The sequence below is a fragment of the Verrucomicrobiia bacterium genome, from assembly GCA_036405135.1.
Classification (GTDB): domain Bacteria; phylum Verrucomicrobiota; class Verrucomicrobiia; order Limisphaerales; family JAEYXS01; genus JAEYXS01.
This window is the reverse complement of record DASWYF010000010.1, coordinates 113,450-131,461: the sequence shown is the minus strand read 5'-3', so window position 1 is coordinate 131,461 and position 18,012 is coordinate 113,450. Positions and strand designations below refer to the sequence as shown.

The window sequence follows — 18,012 nt, the reverse complement described above, 5'->3', positions numbered from 1 at the left end:
AGAGACTCTCTCACCCGGTGGTGGTGGATTCCACTGGGTAAATCCCCCCTGTCACGGATGCATCAGGAGGCGTGGCACCACTGTGCTCCTCTACGGACAGGGCCAAGGTCCGGCGCATCTGGCTTTCCACCCAATGGATGGCGAAGCGCGTGAGCCCAATCAGCAAAGCCGCAATGGGAGCGATCAAGAATCCTTCCAAGGCGAATTCCACGAACGCCACAAACAACCCAATCCCAAGAGCCGTCTCTGTAAACGTCGTGCGGATCGCATCCGGCACTTTCTGTGTCAGGAACTTGTTGGTCCGCACAAAGGCGGCGCGATGATCCCAGAGGCACTTGATCCAGCTGGAGCTGTAAACCCAGCCCAACCCCGTATGCGTGGCGAACCCTTGCACGATTTCCTTCAAGGAATGCCCGTCCCGGCGCAGACCGTGATAGAAGACGGAGAACCGCAAGAGCAGCCACACCACCAGTGTCAACCCTGACATGGTGACGATGTACGGATGATATTCGGAGAGATTGCCCGTGAACAAAAGAGGCAGCATCAGCATGAAAGAGAGCGTGGGCACCAGGTTGAAATTGAACCATGCCGTCAGGTGCGTAAGGAAACCAAGCTTCTGTTTCCATTTCAGATGAGGCGTGCCCAGCAACGTACGGCCCGTCAGCTTCAATATCTGGGCATTGCCAAATGCCCAACGCCAGCGCTGTTTCTTCAAGCTGCTCAGATCATGCGGCATCACACCGCTCCCGATCGTCTCGTGTGCATACACGGCGCGAAATCCTTTCAAGGCCAGACGCAATCCCAGATCCGCATCTTCCGTGATGACGTCGGTGCCGAAGCCTTTCACTTCGTTCAACGCGGCCAGCCGCAGAAAACTCAGCGTGCCAGTGGAAGGCACGCATTCCAGCCGGTTCGCCATGTTCATGTAGGCGGAGAAAAAGTGTTTGAAATCAAGCGTGATGCCGCGATTGCCCGCACAGATGTTCCGATAGTCTTGCGGGAACTGCACCATGCCCACTTTTTCCTCGGTGAAATAGCTCAAGCCTTTTTTGATCGCATCGGGGTGAACCACGTAATCTGCATCCACCACGAACACGAATTCTGTCCGCGCGTCCATGAACTGCCGCAAATAATTCATCGCGCCAGCCTTGAAGCCTTTCATGTTCTCGACATGGAAGAAGCGGAACTTGGGTCCCAGTTCCTGGCAATACTCGGCCACCGGTTCCCAAAGGGAACGGTCAGTCGTATTGTTATCTATCACCAGCACTTCGTAATTATCCCATTCCAATTCACTCAAACTGCGCAACGTCTCTTTCAACAATTCAGGCGGTTCATTGTGAGCCGGCACATGGATGGAAATGAACGGCCGTTGCCCGCCCAAAGAACGACGCTCCGGGGTGATTCTCGGAAGCCGAACCGAAATTGCCTGCATTCCAAGAACAAAAAGACTTACCAGCAGATTCACTGCCACTACAACCAGATGAACCAGCGGCAACCATACCAACGCCACTAATGCCGCCAGAACGGCTCCTCCCTTGAAAACCGGTTTGAACCATTTGCTCAACATCATCACTTTCCTTTCTGTTTGATTGTTTGTGACTGCTCCCCGGCAGCCATACTCCTCCAGCGTCCCGCTGAAGGACTTATTAGAATAGCGGATGTTTTGAAAATTACTAACAGATATTTTCAGTATTACTTAATTTTTAAATCATTATCAGAAAAAGATAGAAAAACTAATAAATAGCTGTCCTGACATGCTTAGTATACACGCATTTCCGATGCTGACAGGTGCTTGTGGCCCGTGCTTCTATGGGGCGGGTTCTAACATGGAATATCGGTCTGATGAATTATTGACCCGCTTGTTGCGGGATGTTTCACGCTCGTTTTACCTCACGTTGCGCGTGCTCCCCCCGCCTGTACGTCCGCAGATCGGCTTGGCTTACCTCTTGGCCCGTACCACGGATACCATTGCGGACACTGAGATAATACCCCTAGAGCAACGACTGGCGGCTCTTTCCGCACTCCGCGCTCGAATCTTGGGCGAGACAAACGAGCTTCCCGCCTTGGGCGAACTGTCAAGCAAGCAAGGAAACCCGGCAGAACAGATTCTCCTGCAACGAATTCCAGAAGCAGTCCACCTGTTGGATCAGACCCCGGGAGAGGACAAAAAATTGATCCGTGAAGTGCTGGATACCATCACCAGCGGGCAGGTCCTGGATCTCAACCGGTTCGCGGGTGCTGGTAAAAATAAGCTCGTAGCCCTGCAAACGGATGCCACGCTGGACGACTACACATACCGGGTGGCAGGTTGTGTAGGTGAGTTTTGGACCAAGATATGCCGTCGTCACTTGTTCCCCCAAGCGAAGATAGACGATGCCTGGTTACTGGCGGAAGGCATCCGCTATGGTAAAGGTCTGCAATTGATCAATATCCTGCGCGACCTACCCCGGGATCTGCGCCAAGGGAGGTGCTATATGCCAGCAGAAACCTTGGCCAAGCATGGGTTGACCAAGGAAGATTTGCTCAAGCCAGAAACAGAAGCGAAGTTCCGCCCCCTGTACAACAGTTACTTGAGTTTGGCCACAGAACATCTGGCAGCTGGGTGGAACTACACCTTGGCGCTCCCAAAAGGATGTGTTCGGGTGCGCTTGGCCTGCGCGTGGCCAATATTGATTGGAGCGCGCACCTTGCGGAAATTGGAGAGTGAGACCATCTTGAACCCACAACATCGGGTAAAGGTGAGCCGGACGGAAGTTTGGACGGATGTTTTAGGCTCGATAGCTCTTTATCCCACTCCGTGGTGGTCGCGGCTGGTTCGGCTCAAACTTTTGAATGAGCCGAAATAGCATTGATTTGCGAACTTTTCCCCGTTAAAACGCGGGGATGCGACTTTCCAAGCTATTTCTTTTGGCCTTTCTGATCACGTGGGGAGTTATTCCCATCACGCCTGATACTGCCGTTTACGCCGAGACCGTTCTCTACGCCCAAGCCGACGCAGCGAAGTCTGATGCTGCCAAGCTGAAGGAAGAAGCGGAAGCCAAGCGCAAGGCCGAACGCGCCGCCCGCGAAGCCGAAAAAGCCAAGGCCAAAGCCGCCGAAGAGGCCGCTGAAAAGGCCAAGGAAGAAGCCGAAGCGAAAGCCAAAGCCGCTGCCAAGGCTCAAGAGGAAGCCCGTAAGGCAGAAGCCGCGAAATTGAAAGCCGACGCGGAAGCCAAGAAGAAGGCCGAAGCTGAAGCGAAGAAAGCCGCTGAGGCCAAGCGTTTGCAGGAAGAAGCCGCCCGTCGCAAGGCGCTCGCCGAAGCCAAGAAGAAGGCCGCTGCTGAAGAGAAGGCCATGGCCGCTTCCAAGGACGCCGCAGACGAAGCGAAGAAGAAAGCTGCGGCGGATGCCAAGGCTCTCGCTGCCGCTCAAAAGAAAGAAGCCGCAGCCAAGGAAGAGGCTGCTGCTGAAGCCGCCAAACTGAAGAAGGCCCAAGAGAAGGCCATGGCTGAAGCGAAGAAGAAGGAAGCTGACGCCGCCAAACCTTCCGCCCTCGAAGCGAAGGCCAAAGAAGACGCTGAGGCCAAGAAGAAGGCTGATGAAAAGGCCGCTGTTGAAGCCAAGAAGCTCGCTGACGCAAAAGCCAAGGCGGATGCGAAGGCCAAGGCTGATGCAGACAAGAAGGCTGCTGCTGAAGCGAAGAAGAAGGCTGACGCCGAGAAGCTCGCTGCCAAGAAGAGCGCGACCAAGACCTCTGCCAGCACCAAATCCACTGCTCCTGCTTCCACCAGCAAGACGACGGCCGCCGCTCCGGCTCCAAGCACATCTGCTTCCAAGTCCAAGGCTGCTGCCGCCAACCGCGGTGTGACACTCCAACAATTTGAGGCCGAAGCGAAAGCTTCCGTGCTGACGATGTCCCGCAACCAGGACTTGCTGAAGTCCGAGGCGGATGCGAAAGCAGCTGTACTGGCGAAGATCCGCGAAGCTGAATTGCAAAAGGCGGAAGCCGATGCCAAAGCCTCTGCTCTGGCCCTGATGCGCGAACAATCTCTGCGCCAGGCCGAAGCCGATGCCCGCGCGGCCATCAATCAAGGCGTGCCTTCCTCTCCGCGTATCTCCACGCCGAAGACCCAACCGGTTTACACGTCGCGCTCGACGACGCCGCAAACACGTGCCACGCCTCCTGCCGCACCAGCCGGTCCGACCCGTTCCACTGCGGTAGCCTCCACCACCAAGCCCGTTGCAGTGCCGCCGCAGAACAGCAAAGCTGCGGCTGCTGAGGCCAAGAAGGCCGCTGAAGCTCAGAAGAAGGCGGAACTCGCCGCGAAGAAAGAAGCCGAAGCCCGCGCGAAGGCCGAAGCCAAGGCCAAGTCTGACGCGGACAAAAAAGCCAAAGCCGATGCCGAAAAGGCCGCGAAGATGGCCAAGGCCGATATGGAAAAGACCGAGAAACTTGGCACCACGGCACCCAAGCCGGCTGAAACAGTCGCCAAAGACCCGGCAACAATGACTCCGTCCGAGCAGGTCAACGCAGCCCGCCTTGAAGCTAAGAAGAAAGCGGATGCTGAAGGTGCCGCCCGTGCCTTGGAACGCGAAGCGGCCCGTGCAAAAGCTGACGAGGAAAACAAGGCCCGCCAGGCGCAAATCGAGAAAGAACGCGCCGCTGCCCGCGCCAAGATGTCCGGTTCGCCTACGATCGATCCTAAATCCACCACTCCAGAAGCCCGAATGAAGGCGGAAGCCGAAGCCGCCAAGCTGGTTGAGGAGAAGCGCATCGCCGAGGAAAAAGCGAAGGCCGAGGCAGCCAAGAAGAAGGAAATGGCGGCGGTGGATACCAAGAAAATTGAAGCCGAACAGGCCAAAACTGCCGCTGCAGCAAAGAAAGCAGCCGAGGCCAAGGCCAAAAAGGATGCCGAAGAAGCTGCGAAGGCTGCCGCTGCCAAAGCCAAGGCGGACGCCCAAGCAATGAAGGAAAGCGAAGCTGCCGCCAAGAAGGCCGCCGAAGCCAAAGCGAAAGCAGAGGCCCAAGCCAAAAAAGATGCGGAAGCCAGCATGAAGAAAACGGAAAAGCCCGCTGAACCGGCCAAGGTTGCCAAGGCCGATATGGATAGCAAGAAGGCTGAAGAAGCGCGCATCAAGGCCGAGGCAGAAGCCAAAGCGAAAGCCGAAGCACAACGCCTCAAAGAAGAAAAGGCCCGCATGAAAGCGCAGGAGGAAGCGGCAGAAAAAGCCGTCGAGGCCGCCGAAAAGAAGAAGGCTGAGGAAGCCAAGATCGCCAAGATCGCTGCCAAACGTGAAGCGGAAGCCAAACGCGATGCCGAAGCGGCCGCCAAGAAGGCTGCGGAAGCCAAGGCCAAGGAAGAAGCCAAGGCGATGAAAATCGCCAAGGCCCAGGCCGAAGAACAGGCCCGCATCAAAGCGGCTCAAGAGGCCATCGCCATGAAAGCTGCCGAGGACAAAGCCAAAGCGGAGGCCAAGGCCAAGAAGGAAGCGGACAAGAAAGCCGCCAAAGCGATGGAATCCGCTCCTGCTGCCTCCGTGAAGAACACGGACAACGACGCCAAGAAGGCTGCGGAAGCTAAAGCCAAGGAAGAGGCCAAGGCTAAGAAGGCCGCTGACGAAGCTGCCAAGGATGCCGCTGAAGCCAAGGCCAAGGCTGATGCCAAAGCCAAGAAGGAAGCGGAAGCCGCTGCCAAGAAGCAGGCCGAGGAAGCCAAGAAGACGGCCATGAAGAAGGACGCAGCTCCAGCGAAGACAGAACCGGCCAAGCCTGAGAAGAAGGCAGACAAGAAGGTCACCGCTGAGAAGCCGACTGCCGCCACCGGCAAGGAAGCCAAGCTCAAGGAATTGCTCGACCTCTATAAGGCGGACAAGATCACGCCCAAGGAATACCACGAGCGCCGCGCCAAGATCATCGCGGAATAATTTCCGTAAAATTCAGGGACCCGCCGGATACCCTCCGGCGGGTTTTTTATTTTCAAGCGCCCAGCCTATGGCATAACTACCGCCCATGCATGACTTTCGTTACGTCGGTAAGAAGCTGTATTGCGAAGGTGTTCCGGTCGACAAGCTCGCCCAGGAACACGGTACGCCGCTTTACGTCTATTCCCAAAACACCATCACAGACCATTTCAACAAGCTCGATGCCGCGCTCGATCCGCTCGATCACCTGATCTGTTTCGCGGTCAAATCGAACTCCAATATCGCCGTCATCCGCGCGCTCGCCAATGAAGGCAGCGGTTTCGATATCGTCAGTGCCGGTGAGTTGCAACGCGTCATCGCCGCCGGCGGCGAGCCGGGCAAATGCGTCTTCGCCGGTGTCGGCAAGACGGAAGCTGAAATTGAGTTCGCCCTGAAAAAAGGCATCTACTCCTTCAACGTCGAGAGCGAGGCGGAACTCATCCGCATCAACAAGGTGGCCGGTCGCGTGAAGAAGATCGCGCCCATCGCCGTGCGCGTGAATCCGAACGTGGATGCTGGCACGCATGCCAAGATCACCACGGGCACGTACGAAAACAAATTCGGCATCGCCATCGAAGAGATTGAAGGCGTTTATAAACGCGCCAGCAAATTGAAGAACCTCTGGCTGCGCGGCATCCAGATCCACATCGGCTCGCAGCTCACGGAAGTAAAGCCGTTCAAGCTCGCCGTCGAGAAGATGGTGCCGCTCGTCGCGAAGCTCGCGAAGAAACACAATTTCGAGTTCTTCAGCATCGGGGGCGGTCTGGGCATCATCTACAATCCTGCTCTCGCCAGTGCTTCGGAAGAATGGTGGCAGCAGCCCAAGGCGAAAAAGATTCTTACGCCCGCCAGTTACGCCGCCACGCTCAAGCCATTGCTCGAGCCGCTGGGCTTGCGCATCCTCATGGAACCGGGCCGCTTCCTCGTGGGCAACGCCGGCATCCTCGTGACGCAGGTGGAATATGTGAAGCGCACGGGCAAAAAGAACTTCGTCATCGTGGACGCCGCGATGAACGATCTCATCCGCCCTGCTTTCTATGACAGCTATCATGAGATCGTTCCACTGGAGCAAAAAGGCGGTGCGCTCATCTCCTCTGACATCGTGGGACCGATCTGCGAGTCCGGCGATTACTTCGCCAAGGATCGCCCGCTGCCAAAGGTCGGTGAAGGCGACAAGCTCGCCCTGCTCTCGGCCGGTGCGTATGGCTTCGTGATGGCCTCGAACTACAACACGCGACCGATGACTGCGGAAATACTCGTGAATGGCAAGGAAAGCGCCGTCGTGCGCAAACGCCAGGAAGTGAAAGACATTCTGGCGGATGAATCCGTGCCGAAGTGGTTGAAGTAATTTCTACAAGTCCAACCAACCAAAAGCCCGTTGAAGAAAAAATCTTCAGCGGGCTTTTTCTTTCTCGTGACGGCGACAGCAATTTTTGCTAACAACCATGTCAGCCAAAGCACACACATCACACACAGTCATATCGCCTATGAAGAGAACACTGTTAACCACAGTGCTGGGCCTGTTCATGGTCCATGCCGTTCAGGGTGCAGAAAATGCACCTTTTGAGTTCCAGATCATCAATCAAGTCGCGTTCACCAAAGCGGTGAATACCAACTCCGTCCTCAAGCGTTTGGGCACGGGTATGAATTTCACCGAAGGTCCGCAATGGTTCAGTGGATTGGGCGGTGGTTATCTTATTTTCAGCGACATCCCGGCCAACCATTTGAAGAAATGGACGGAGAAGGAAGGTGTCACCATCTATCGCGATAACAGCCAGAATGCGAATGGTAACACCATCGATCGCCAAGGCCGCCTCATCAGCGCTGAACACGCCGGACGCCGCGTATCAGTGACGGAAAAGAACGGCACGGTCAAAACGATCGTAGATTCTTATAACGGCAAGAAACTGAACTCGCCGAACGATCCGGTAGTGAAATCGGATGGCTCCATCTGGTTCACTGATCCGGATTATGGTCTGACAAACAAGGGCGACAAACAGCAACCGGGCAATTACGTCTATCGCTACGACCCGAAGAAGAAAACGCTCACAGCGGTCATCACGGACTTCGATAAGCCCAACGGCATCTGCTTCTCACCGAATGAAAAGAAGCTCTACGTGGCAGATTCCGGCGCACCAAAACACATCCGTGTGTTCGATGTGAACAAGGACGGCACGGTCTCCAATGGCAAAGTCTTCTGCAAGATCGACAAGGGCGTGCCCGATGGCATCCGCTGTGACAGCAAAGGTCGCATCTGGTCCAGCGCTGGCGATGGCGTGCATATCTTCGAGCCGGATGGCACACTCATTGGCAAGATTCTGACACCGGAAGGCCCGGCAAATGTCGGCTTCGGCGGTTCCGGAATGAAGACGCTTTTCATCACGGCTAAGAAATCGCTCTATGCGATCGATGTGAAAGCGCGCGGGCTGAGGTAATTCTTAATTAAAACAAAAAGGCCGAAGGAAAATTCCTTCGGCCTTTTGTTTTAAAGAATTGTCGGATTACTTCTTCGCAAAAATCCGGTTCGCTTCTTCCAGCGTTTCCTTGGAACCGATGTCGTACCAGATGCCCGGCACCGTCCATGTGTAGACTGGTTGCTGCGGGTAGAGCCATTGCACGAGGCGGCCCGGCTGGTCGGGGTTGTTACCGTCTTTGATGTATTTATCCACCAGCGGCAACGTAGCTTTCGGATAGTAGTAGAGCGCGATGCCGATGAGCGTGCTCTCCGGCTGCGCGGGCTTCTCGACGAACTTGGCGAGCTTGCCGTCATTGTCCACGCTCACGACACCATACTTCTTCGCCTGATCCAAGCTGCCGACGTCGTAGAGGCCAAGCACCGGAGCTTTCTTCTCCACGCAATACTTGCCGAACTCGCCGAGCTTCTCGCTGAAAAGATTATCGCCGGCCACGACGATCAGATCGTCATTGATCTTCTCCTTCGTCAGCACGAGGTGCAGGTCACCGATGGCGCCGAGCTTGTTGGAGTCATCCGTGGAGCCATCGTTCACGATGGTGAACTTGAACTTGGAGTTGGACACATAGCTGTCCGCCCATTTCTGGAAATGCCCGGCGAACTTGGCGTTCGTTACGACATACACGTGATCGACCTCGGGGATGGCCGCGAGGTTATCCATCACGTAATCGATCATGGGCTTGCCAGCCACTGGCAGCAGCGGTTTCGGTTGAGTCAGAGTCAACGGGTAAAGGCGGGTGGCATAACCAGCCGCAAGGATCAGCACTTTCATCTGGGGTTACTTTGTAGCACTAAAAAGCGTTGGTGCAACTTTTCGTGCAAGTTGCAGAGAGAGAGCGTGGATTTCCGCACCGGAATCACACTCGAAAGCTTTCCTCACCAATTCTTCGGCTTCGCTCTGTTTGATCTGGCGGATGAGCTTCTTGATCTGCGGCACCAAGGGCGCAGCCGCACTCAATTCATCGACACCCAAGCCCAGCAGCAGCGGCACGAGCGCGGGATCACCGGCCATCTCTCCGCAGACGCCCACCCACAGCCCTTTGCGATGCGCCGCTTCCACAGTCATCTGGATAAGGCGCAGGATGGCGGGATGCGAGGGCTCGTAGAGATGCGCGATCTTCTCGTTCATCCGGTCCACCGCGAGGGAATACTGGATGAGATCGTTCGTGCCCAAGCTGAAGAACTGGACGCGCTTCGCCAATGAATCCGCTGCGAGTGCTGCTGACGGAATCTCGATCATCGCACCGATCTCGAGCTTGTCATCGAATGCCTTGCCTTCAGCGCGCAACTGATCCTTGCATTCTTCCAGCAGCGCATTCGCCTGTCTGAGCTCTTCCACACCCGAGATCATGGGGTACATGATCTTCACATTGCCCACAGCACTGGCGCGCAAGATGGCGCGGAGCTGCACACGGAACACATCAAGCTCTTGCAGGCAGAAACGGATGGCACGCCATCCGAGGAAAGGATTCATCTCCGTGGGGATTTGCAGGCTTGAGAGGAACTTATCTCCGCCCAAATCCAAGGTACGGATGACCACTGGCTGGCCCTTCAAAGCCGTCGCCACTTTATGATAAGCAGCATACTGGTCCTCTTCCGAAGGCAGCGCATCGCGATTGATGAAAAGGTATTCCGTGCGGTAAAGCCCCACGCCTTCGGCACCGCTGAGCTTCACATTATCCACGTCCTCGGGTGTTTCCAAGTTCGCGGAAAGGATGACCTTGCGACCATCCAGGGTGATGGCCGGTTTATCACGCAGCTCGATGAGTTCGTCCTGCAGGGACAACTGCTTGCGGACGAGCTGGCCGTATTCGAACAGCGTCTGCTCCGTGGGATTCAGGACAACGACGCCGTTGTAGCCATCTAGCAAAACGTATTCACCGTTGATGAGATCGTTCGTGATCTCAGGCAGACCGACGATGGCGGGTATCTGGAGTGACCGCGCCATGATGGCCGTGTGCGAGGTCTTGCTGCCGATCTCCGTGGCGAAACCGATGACAAATTTCTTATTAAGCTGCGCCGTAGTCGAGGGCGTCAGGTCATGCGCGATGATGATGCACGGCTCGTTCAGATGACCGAGCAGGTCTTCCGGTGCGCGACCGATGAGATTGTTCAGCACGCGCGTTTTGACATCGCGCAGGTCGGCAGCCCGCTCACGGAGATAATCATCCTCAATGCTCTCCAAGGATGCGGCGTATTTTTCGGCGACTTGCTGGTAGGCGAAGTCCACACTCACGAGCTGTTCACGCATCATGCGCGTGGTCTCATCCAGCAAGGTAGGGTCCTCGAGGACAAGCAGATGTGCATCGAAGATATTGGCATCCGTGGCCCCGAGATTATCCGCCACCTTCTGCTGCACACCCATGATTTCCTGACGGGTCAGGATGAGCGCCTGTTCCAGACGCTGCAATTCATCCGGGATATTGGCCTCAGAAATGGAGCGACGCGGGACCGTGTCACGACTGGTCGTGATGACGAGAACTTTTCCGCGGACGACTCCGGCAGAAACCGGAATCCCCCGGAACGTACGTTCTCCCTTGATGGCACGATCAGGCACACGTCAGGATTAACTGGAAAAGGGCGATTTGAAAATAAATTTTCACCAAATGACTACCTATTGATTTCCAGAGAATCGGCGTGCCTCTGTCCCTAGGATAGGGTATTCACCCAGTAATGAGTCTCGGACGGGAATTGCGGAACATAACCTTGGTAGGCTTTATGGGCACCGGCAAATCGACGGTGGGCCAGCAAGTCGCCGCTATCCTGCGTTTCCATTTCTTGGATACGGACGCCATGATCGAGCATCAGGTGAACAAACCCATCCCCCGGATCTTCGCCGAGGAAGGCGAACCGGCCTTCCGCCAATATGAGCGGGAAACGGTCGCCAAGCTGGGGGAGATGTCATCCGTGGTCATCGCCACAGGTGGCGGATTGGTGTGCAATCACGCCAATATGGAGGCTCTTAAGGCCCATTCCCTCGTCGTTTGCCTCTGGGCAGCCCCGGAGACCATCTGGAGGCGGGTAAAGAACCAGGCGCACCGCCCCCTGCTCCACGATCCCGATCCGCAGGCCAAGATCGAACGCCTGCTCGGTGAACGGGAGCCGCACTATCGCAAAGCGGATGTCTTGGTGAGCACGGAATTCCGCTCGGTCCGGGAAGTAGCCCAACAGATTTGCCATCAGTTCCACCTCGCTCAGCGTGATTTTGGCAAAAGCCAGTGAAGGAAGCCATCCGCCAACGCGCCCTAGAACTGGGCTTTGACCTCTGCCGCTTCACCAGCGCCAACCCACCGGCCAGCGGTCCACATCTGAACGAATGGCTGGCGGAAGGAAAACATGGCGAAATGGGCTGGCTCCAGCGCAATGCCTACAAGCGCACTGATCCTCAACAAGTCCTGCCCGGAGCACGTTCGATGATTTGCCTGGCGATCAGCTATCATGCCGAGGCATGGAAAGGTGAAGCATATGAAGGCAAAGGGGTGATGGCGCGCTATGCCCGGCACACGGATTATCACGATGTGCTGGCTGGGCCGCTCAAACAGCTATCGGATTTCATCGACGCGCAAGGCGGTGAAGGCACACACTCGCTTTGGTATGTGGATACGGGGCCCTTGCTGGAGCGTGATCTGGCGCAACGGGCTGGCATCGGCTTCGCTGGCAAGCATACGAATCTTATCAGCCGTCATTTAGGCAACTGGTTCTTCCTCTCGGAGATCATCACCACCTTGGAATTGGAGCCAGATACAGGTGAATTGAACCGTTGCGGCACCTGTCATCGTTGCTTGGATGCCTGTCCGACCAACGCCCTGCCCGCTCCTTTTCAATTGGATGCACGACGTTGCATTTCCTATCTCACCATCGAGTTAAAAGGTTCCATCCCGGTAGAGTTACGACCGCTGATCGGCAACCGCATCTACGGCTGCGATGAGTGTTTGGCGGTCTGCCCTTGGAACCGCTTTGCCAAAGAGGCCTCGCTGCTCCGCCCGCATCGGCGTGAGGATATGAGCGCCCCTGATCTGCTGGAGCTGTTACGATTGGATGCGGCTGGCTTCAAACAGCGCTTTGCCGGAACACCGGTATTGCGCACCAAACGCCGGGGTTTGCTCCGAAATGTTTGCGTGGCTTTGGGGAATACTGCGGGAGTGGAAGCATTGCCTGCTTTGAAACAAGCCCGTGGTGATGCCGAACCGTTGATCGCAGAACATGCAGAATGGGCGATCCGCCAAATCGAAGAACGCATCGCCAAAATGGCAGCGAAAAACGGGCAATAAAAAACCTGCCGGAGCAACGCGCCGCGGCAGGTTTTGAAAAGAAATGGTAACCGTTTATTTATCCGGCAGCGCCAGGAGATCAGCGGGCTTCCATTGCGGCTTGCCGCGGACTTCGGAGGCGACGGGCTTCACTTGGGCTTCGGTCACGACGGAGGCATTATTGCCCCATGACTTGCGGAGGAAGCTGAGCAGATCAGCAATCTCACGATCCGTCAGGCCATCACCCATCGCAGGCATCTGGCCGTTGTAGGCCTGGCCTTTGACCGTGATAGGCCCATTAAGACCGTTGAGAACGATGCGAACCAGTCGGTTCGGGCCTTCGGCCAACACCCATTCAGAACCAGCCAAGGGCGGGTTAACACCCGGTGTGCCACCACCTTCGGCGCCATGGCAACCACCGCAACCACGGGCTTCAAAGACTTTCTTACCACGGGCCACGGGGTCATCACCTTGCGGGGGATGAGCACGTTTCACATAAGCAAGCGAGGGATATGGCTCGTAAACTTGATTATTGAAACCACCGGCGCGGTCGGCCAGGAAACCCATACCTGAGTAGAGCAACAAACCAGCCGTCACAAACACCCACAGGGGAGAGTGTCCGTGTTTGACGGTTGGTTCCGGTCCCTCAACGGGAGCGCCACCATTCTTATTGTTCTTGGAATTACTCATGGCGCAGTTGCAGCTTTGGCCGTGTCATTCGTCGCGGGCTGCTCCTTCTTGATCACTGGCGGCATCGGAGTCTCAAAGATTGGCGTCGTGGTTTTCAGGCTCAGGAGATAGGCTACCAAAACTTTTGAGTCTTGGGTCGGCACCACTTCCATGTCAGGTTCTATGTCTGGCAATGTCAGCGCGTCCGGTGATGCGACATGACCTTTCTTTCGTTTCTCGAACAGGAACTTGTAAGGCGGCATCTTGGAACCTTCAGCAACCAGCTTGGGATTGTATAGATGGGTGAGATGCCAAACGGCGTTGGTCTGGCGCGAACCGATATTGGTCAGATCAGGGCCTACGCGCAGTTCGCCAAGCATCGGTGTGCGTTCGAAGAGATAGTCTGGAGCAACCGTGCGGCGGGCACCCCATTCGCGGTCGAAATCAGCACCCTGTGCCACGGCGCGGTAAGTGCTCTGCGGATTGCTGTCGTCTGTCACTTTGATGGCACCGATCTCGTTATTGAGCTTCTCAGCTTCTTCCAAGGTCACACCGGACAGGACTTCCACGGGTGTGCCCTGGATCAGTTTACGCAAGGCAGCCTCGCCGAACTGGCCGTTGTGCTTGGCAATGGCCTTGATGAGGTCATTGGTATTGCTACCCGCCTTAATGAGGATGACATCGAAATGAACACCGCTCTGGCGAATCTGCTGGCTATGGCAGTAGTAGCAACCTTGCTGGCGATAGACTTCCGCGCCTTGTTGTGCCATACCGGACTTCGCCGCCGGATAGAGGCCTCCGCTCACTTCGGCCTTCACCGGCTGGAGATTGCCGACCTGCGCTTGCGGCACAAAAATCATGCCGAACCAGGAAGTGACCAAGGTCACGAATATGCCCAGGAAAACTAGAGGACCTTGATTCATACTGTGGCCTCCCGGGTCTTGGCCGTCTTGGAGTCGCAGACACAGCAGACGACATTCGCCTTCACCATACGGAAGATGAGAAGTTTGATATTTGCCAACAGCGCCATGCTGCCGAAGAGCCAGAGCAAGTCTCCTAGTGTGCTGGGGCGGAAGGCCATCATGGCTGCCTTGGTCACGTCGCCAAAGTTGGCGGTCGAAGCCAGTTTCCCGCCTTGCATGACACCACCGATGGCCAGCGGCACCACGATGAAGAGGGTGCCTGCCACAGCAAGGTAGAAGTGAGCCTTGATCGCACCTTCGAAAGGCCATTCCATACCAGTCACTTGGGGGACGATGTGATAAACCGCACCGAGCAGGATCAACGAGGCAAAGCCCAACAAGAACAACTTGCTTTGTGCCGTAGTGAAGTAAGTGAAATAGGTGTAGTCGTTGATGTAAGGAATCGAGCCGACAGCCTTCATCAAAGAGCCTGCCAACAAAGCGACGGAACCGCCGATGATAAAATTAAGAACAATGCTCTTGGGTAACCCACCGTCTCCATCGAACAACGTCTTTTGCAAATTCAGAATGAACGCCAGCACCGGACCAATGAGCAAAAACGCCATCACCGTGCTGAGCGAAGGCAACCATGCCGGAACCGGCATGCCGTGGTGCATGCCGCCCATTCCGCCAAAGATCAGCAAGAACCAGAACGTGACCAGTGCATAGCTGTAGCTGGCCAGCGGCTTGCCGGAAATTTTGGGAACAAAATAGAACGCGGTGGCGATACCGATGCTGCCCAACCAGACCGTTACGAAGTTATGGGCAAACCATTGGTGCACGATGGACTGCATCACGCCCGCAACCGGGGACCAATGAATCAAGGCAACCGCTGTAGCATAGGTCCATGGGAACCAGAACAACGCGGCCAGCAAGAACCATTGGGAAGGATACATCTCCTCGTTCTTCCGGCTGGCGAAGGTGAAGCCACCGACCAACCCCATCAGGAAGTAAGCACCCAGCAAGACTCCCGCTGCATACTTCGGAAACTCAAACCATTCATAACCAGAACCGTCACCGATCATGATACCGATCAGACCGAGGGTGACCCCGAGGTTCCAGAAGATGGCACCGACAGCAGCGAATCCACCGCCAACGAGTGTAGTGCGCCCCAACCGGGCTATGAGCCAGAGCATGACACCAATCGCCGCTTGGGCGATGAAACCGTAGAGCAGCGTATTAAACGCTGCGGCTTGCACATGACCGAAAGTGAAGAAGCGGCAGTCCGCCAGCAACGTGGGGCTGTGCATCTTGACCGAGGCGATCAGGCCCAAGATTGAACTGATGACCAGCCACGCCGCCGAGCTGACGAAAATCAGCAACAGCGGGACACGGCATGAAGCATCAATCTGTGCCGGAGTCACCTCAGGCGTGCAGACCGCTTCAGTTGTATGGGGAGCCGAACTCATTTCGTCTGCTCAAAGAATTGTTACTCGAAAGCGCTCGGCTTTTCCGGCGCTTTGGGCGGCTCTTCGTTCAACTTGTGAACGCGCTTGATCATTTCAGCACGAAGAGCTTTCGGATCTTGATACTCGGCCAAGGTCAGTTCGATGGCACGGGTCACAGGGACGCGAACAAAACCTTTGTCTTTGTTCTGCCAGGCGTATTCGGTGAGAACCTTGTTTTCCTCGGCACGCAAGTCTTTCAGGTTCTTGGCGCGCTCGGTGGCACGGGCACCGGTAAGGTCAGGCGCCTTATGGTAGTTCTGCATCACCTTTACGAAACCGTAGGTGATGAGGAACGTGCCGGCGATGCCGACAAACCAGGCGATACATTTCGGACTGATGCAACCGCAGCAGCTGGATGATTTGCTCATAGGCTCTTCGGTTCTAAATTAGTGTTTCGCACCGGCCAGCTTGGATGAAGCAGGCGGCACATACATATCCAGCGCCTCGGCCATGCGCGGATCCTTCTGCGGGATCACCGGGTGCGCGTTCAGCGACTTGATGAAATAGTTGACCAAGACACCCACCATCAGCAGGAGCAGGCCCACATCCAGCAATTGCGGCATGAAGCCGAACGGACGGAGAACCGGCATGATGTGGAAGGTCACATCCAAGTAGTGCATCAACCAAGCCCAAGCGATGATTGGTGCCATCCACCAGACCTTCAACTTGAGGTCGATACGCAAGAGCGCGAGGAACGGGATGAAGAAGTGGCCGAAGATCAGCAACACACCCAGACCGAACCAGGAACCCTGCTCACGCCAGACGTAGAAGAACGTTTCTTCCGGCACGTTGGCGTTCCAGATGATGAAATATTGGGAGAACGTGACATATGCCCAGAACACCGTGAAGGCGAACAGCAGTGTGCCCAAGAAGTAGAACGTCTTGTCCTTGGCGAAACCTTGCAGCGGTCCTTGGCGCTTCAAGATCAGCGCAATCAGGTAGGTCGTGCCAATGGTCACCCAAGTCGTGCCCGCGAAGTATTGCACACCGAACATCGTGGAGAAGAACTCCACATGGAGCGCTTTCACCCACATGATGATGGCAAGCGTCACCGTGATGGCATACACCCACACACCGCCGCAGGCCCACTTGCGCATCCCCTTCGTGCATTCAAAGGAACCCGTCTCATCCTGTTTCAAGGACCAGTAACGGAGGCGATTGGAGAACAGCACCCAAGAACCCAACGCGACCAAGCTCACGATCACGAAACCGGCCTTGGTCATCAGCGGGCTCTTCGCATGGACAGCATGGCTGTGTTCACCAGCATGAGTCATCCATGAATACAACGTGGTGCTCTCCATCAACGAGAGAACCAAGATGGGCGCGAAGGCGATGGCCATCGGCACCGAGAGACTGGACAACGCTTCCGTGATACGGCGGGTCGGCACAGACCAGCTTGCATCAAACAGGTGATGCAGGATGGTCAGCAAGAGACCGCCGATCGCGAAGCTCAGGCAGAAGATATAAGCCGTGAGGTAGGAGAAGCCGAACTGCTTGACCAGAGAAACCTTCTCCTCGCCGGAGGGCGAGATGGCGACGAGGCCAACCAAGGACAGGATGGCACCGGCGATGATCAGCTTGCCCGGCACTTTGCGCCACTTGGACAGGTCCAGTGGGGCTTCGGTATGTGATGTCGTGTGCGAAGCCATAGATTTATTTGTTCAAGGATGAACGGGCCGCTGCCGGAACGTCATCAATGGTTGCGAGGCGACTGCGTTGCAAGGTGCGGAGATAGGCGATGATCGCCCAGCGATCTTCGATATCGATGTTCGCACCGTACGGTCCCATCAGGTTCTTGCCGTGAGTGATGGTGTTGAAGATCTCACCATCCGTCATCTCGATCAGGCGCTGGTCGTGGAAGTTCGCCACGGCCACCATCGCATACTTGGTCGTGATGCCTTTGCCATCGCCCACCTTGCCGTGACAAGGGGCGCAGTTGATGTCATAGCGTTCATGACCGCGGGCCATGAGTTGCGCCGTGACTTGCACCGGGATCAATTCCACCCAGTTCGTGGTGCCGGTGATCTTGCCCGTGTTCACCGCGTTGTCCTCATAATGAGAACCACGGGCGATCGTGCCTTCCACCTTCACCTGGGAACTCTTGCCGTCACCGAAGAAATTATTACCGGCCTGGGGACGCAGCTTGGGCTGGCGATCCATGTCCGGGATGACCTCAATCGGGGGCTTGGAGGAATGGTCGCCGCGCCGGCCTGCGATCAGCAGGACGGACACCACGGCCAAAACCAGAAAACCAAAAAAGTATTTCATTC

At 56.0% G+C, this 18,012-nt stretch carries 15 protein-coding genes; 6 read left to right on the top strand and 9 right to left on the bottom strand.

Annotation, left to right across the window (positions count from 1 at the left end):
• Positions 1-10: 10 nt before the first annotated feature.
• Complete coding sequence (locus VGH19_04615; protein HEY1170633.1) at positions 11-1,570, bottom strand: glycosyltransferase family 2 protein; 1,560 nt, start codon at positions 1,568-1,570, stop codon at positions 11-13.
• Positions 1,571-1,826: 256 nt separating this feature from the next.
• Between VGH19_04615 and VGH19_04610 the strand changes: the two genes are divergently transcribed.
• From VGH19_04610 to VGH19_04595, 4 genes are all read left to right on the top strand, one after another.
• A complete protein-coding gene (locus VGH19_04610) occupies positions 1,827-2,846 on the top strand; it encodes a phytoene/squalene synthase family protein (GenBank protein HEY1170632.1) in 1,020 nt (339 codons plus the stop codon).
• A 61-nt stretch (positions 2,847-2,907) separates the two neighbouring features.
• Positions 2,908-5,904 (top strand): hypothetical protein, encoded by a 2,997-nt coding sequence (locus VGH19_04605; GenBank protein HEY1170631.1) that lies wholly within the window; start codon positions 2,908-2,910, stop codon positions 5,902-5,904.
• Between the two features lie 85 nt (positions 5,905-5,989).
• A complete protein-coding gene (gene lysA / locus VGH19_04600; protein HEY1170630.1) occupies positions 5,990-7,288 on the top strand; it encodes a diaminopimelate decarboxylase in 1,299 nt (432 codons plus the stop codon).
• A gap of 295 nt (positions 7,289-7,583) precedes the next feature.
• The gene (locus VGH19_04595; GenBank protein ID HEY1170629.1) at positions 7,584-8,375 is read left to right on the top strand and encodes an SMP-30/gluconolactonase/LRE family protein; all 792 of its coding nucleotides are present in this window, start codon (positions 7,584-7,586) and stop codon (positions 8,373-8,375) included.
• Positions 8,376-8,441: 66 nt separating this feature from the next.
• Here VGH19_04595 and VGH19_04590 read toward each other — a convergent pair whose 3' ends face one another.
• Together VGH19_04590 and ptsP are read right to left on the bottom strand one after the other, a co-directional pair.
• Entirely contained in the window at positions 8,442-9,185 is a 744-nt protein-coding gene (locus tag VGH19_04590) for a nucleotidyltransferase family protein (GenBank protein ID HEY1170628.1), read from the bottom strand.
• 6 nt (positions 9,186-9,191) lie between these two features.
• Positions 9,192-10,970: a phosphoenolpyruvate--protein phosphotransferase gene (ptsP, locus tag VGH19_04585; GenBank protein HEY1170627.1), complete on the bottom strand. Its 1,779-nt coding sequence runs from the start codon at positions 10,968-10,970 to the stop codon at positions 9,192-9,194.
• Positions 10,971-11,086: 116 nt separating this feature from the next.
• Here ptsP and VGH19_04580 point away from each other — a divergent pair, with 116 nt between their 5' ends.
• A complete protein-coding gene (locus VGH19_04580; protein ID HEY1170626.1) occupies positions 11,087-11,635 on the top strand; it encodes a shikimate kinase in 549 nt (182 codons plus the stop codon).
• The gene (gene queG, locus VGH19_04575; GenBank protein ID HEY1170625.1) at positions 11,632-12,684 is read left to right on the top strand and encodes a tRNA epoxyqueuosine(34) reductase QueG; all 1,053 of its coding nucleotides are present in this window, start codon (positions 11,632-11,634) and stop codon (positions 12,682-12,684) included. The genes VGH19_04580 and queG overlap by 4 nt, the downstream gene beginning before the upstream one ends.
• A gap of 54 nt (positions 12,685-12,738) precedes the next feature.
• On the opposite strand, the gene VGH19_04570 is transcribed toward queG, so the two are convergent.
• The 6 genes from VGH19_04570 to VGH19_04545 are packed head-to-tail and all read right to left on the bottom strand — an operon-like array spanning position 12,739 to position 18,010.
• Positions 12,739-13,353, bottom strand: a complete 615-nt coding sequence (locus VGH19_04570) for a cytochrome c (GenBank protein HEY1170624.1) — start codon at positions 13,351-13,353, stop codon at positions 12,739-12,741.
• Positions 13,350-14,255, bottom strand: coding sequence for a cbb3-type cytochrome c oxidase subunit II (locus tag VGH19_04565; protein ID HEY1170623.1), 906 nt, complete (start codon positions 14,253-14,255; stop codon positions 13,350-13,352). The genes VGH19_04570 and VGH19_04565 overlap by 4 nt, the downstream gene beginning before the upstream one ends.
• Positions 14,252-15,703, bottom strand: a complete 1,452-nt coding sequence (locus tag VGH19_04560; GenBank protein ID HEY1170622.1) for a cbb3-type cytochrome c oxidase subunit I — start codon at positions 15,701-15,703, stop codon at positions 14,252-14,254. Before VGH19_04560 ends, VGH19_04565 begins: the two co-directional genes overlap by 4 nt.
• Positions 15,704-15,723: 20 nt before the next feature.
• Complete coding sequence (locus tag VGH19_04555; protein HEY1170621.1) at positions 15,724-16,110, bottom strand: hypothetical protein; 387 nt, start codon at positions 16,108-16,110, stop codon at positions 15,724-15,726.
• 18 nt (positions 16,111-16,128) lie between these two features.
• Positions 16,129-17,391 carry a hypothetical protein gene (locus VGH19_04550; protein ID HEY1170620.1) on the bottom strand — a complete coding sequence of 421 codons (1,263 nt, stop codon included), beginning with the start codon at positions 17,389-17,391 and terminating at the stop codon, positions 16,129-16,131.
• 4 nt (positions 17,392-17,395) lie between these two features.
• Positions 17,396-18,010, bottom strand: coding sequence for a cytochrome c (locus VGH19_04545; protein HEY1170619.1), 615 nt, complete (start codon positions 18,008-18,010; stop codon positions 17,396-17,398).
• Positions 18,011-18,012: the final 2 nt, after the last annotated feature.

Coding starts and splice junctions, on each gene's coding strand:
- VGH19_04615 (HEY1170633.1), bottom strand. CDS start 1,570: ATGATGTTGAGCAAATGGTTCAAACCGGTTTTCAAGGGAGGAGCCGTT.
- VGH19_04610 (HEY1170632.1), top strand. CDS start 1,827: ATGGAATATCGGTCTGATGAATTATTGACCCGCTTGTTGCGGGATGTT.
- lysA (HEY1170630.1), top strand. CDS start 5,990: ATGCATGACTTTCGTTACGTCGGTAAGAAGCTGTATTGCGAAGGTGTT.
- VGH19_04595 (HEY1170629.1), top strand. CDS start 7,584: ATGAATTTCACCGAAGGTCCGCAATGGTTCAGTGGATTGGGCGGTGGT.
- VGH19_04590 (HEY1170628.1), bottom strand. CDS start 9,185: ATGAAAGTGCTGATCCTTGCGGCTGGTTATGCCACCCGCCTTTACCCG.
- VGH19_04580 (HEY1170626.1), top strand. CDS start 11,087: ATGAGTCTCGGACGGGAATTGCGGAACATAACCTTGGTAGGCTTTATG.
- VGH19_04570 (HEY1170624.1), bottom strand. CDS start 13,353: ATGAGTAATTCCAAGAACAATAAGAATGGTGGCGCTCCCGTTGAGGGA.
- VGH19_04565 (HEY1170623.1), bottom strand. CDS start 14,255: ATGAATCAAGGTCCTCTAGTTTTCCTGGGCATATTCGTGACCTTGGTC.
- VGH19_04560 (HEY1170622.1), bottom strand. CDS start 15,703: ATGAGTTCGGCTCCCCATACAACTGAAGCGGTCTGCACGCCTGAGGTG.
- VGH19_04555 (HEY1170621.1), bottom strand. CDS start 16,110: ATGAGCAAATCATCCAGCTGCTGCGGTTGCATCAGTCCGAAATGTATC.
- VGH19_04550 (HEY1170620.1), bottom strand. CDS start 17,391: ATGGCTTCGCACACGACATCACATACCGAAGCCCCACTGGACCTGTCC.
- VGH19_04545 (HEY1170619.1), bottom strand. CDS start 18,010: ATGAAATACTTTTTTGGTTTTCTGGTTTTGGCCGTGGTGTCCGTCCTG.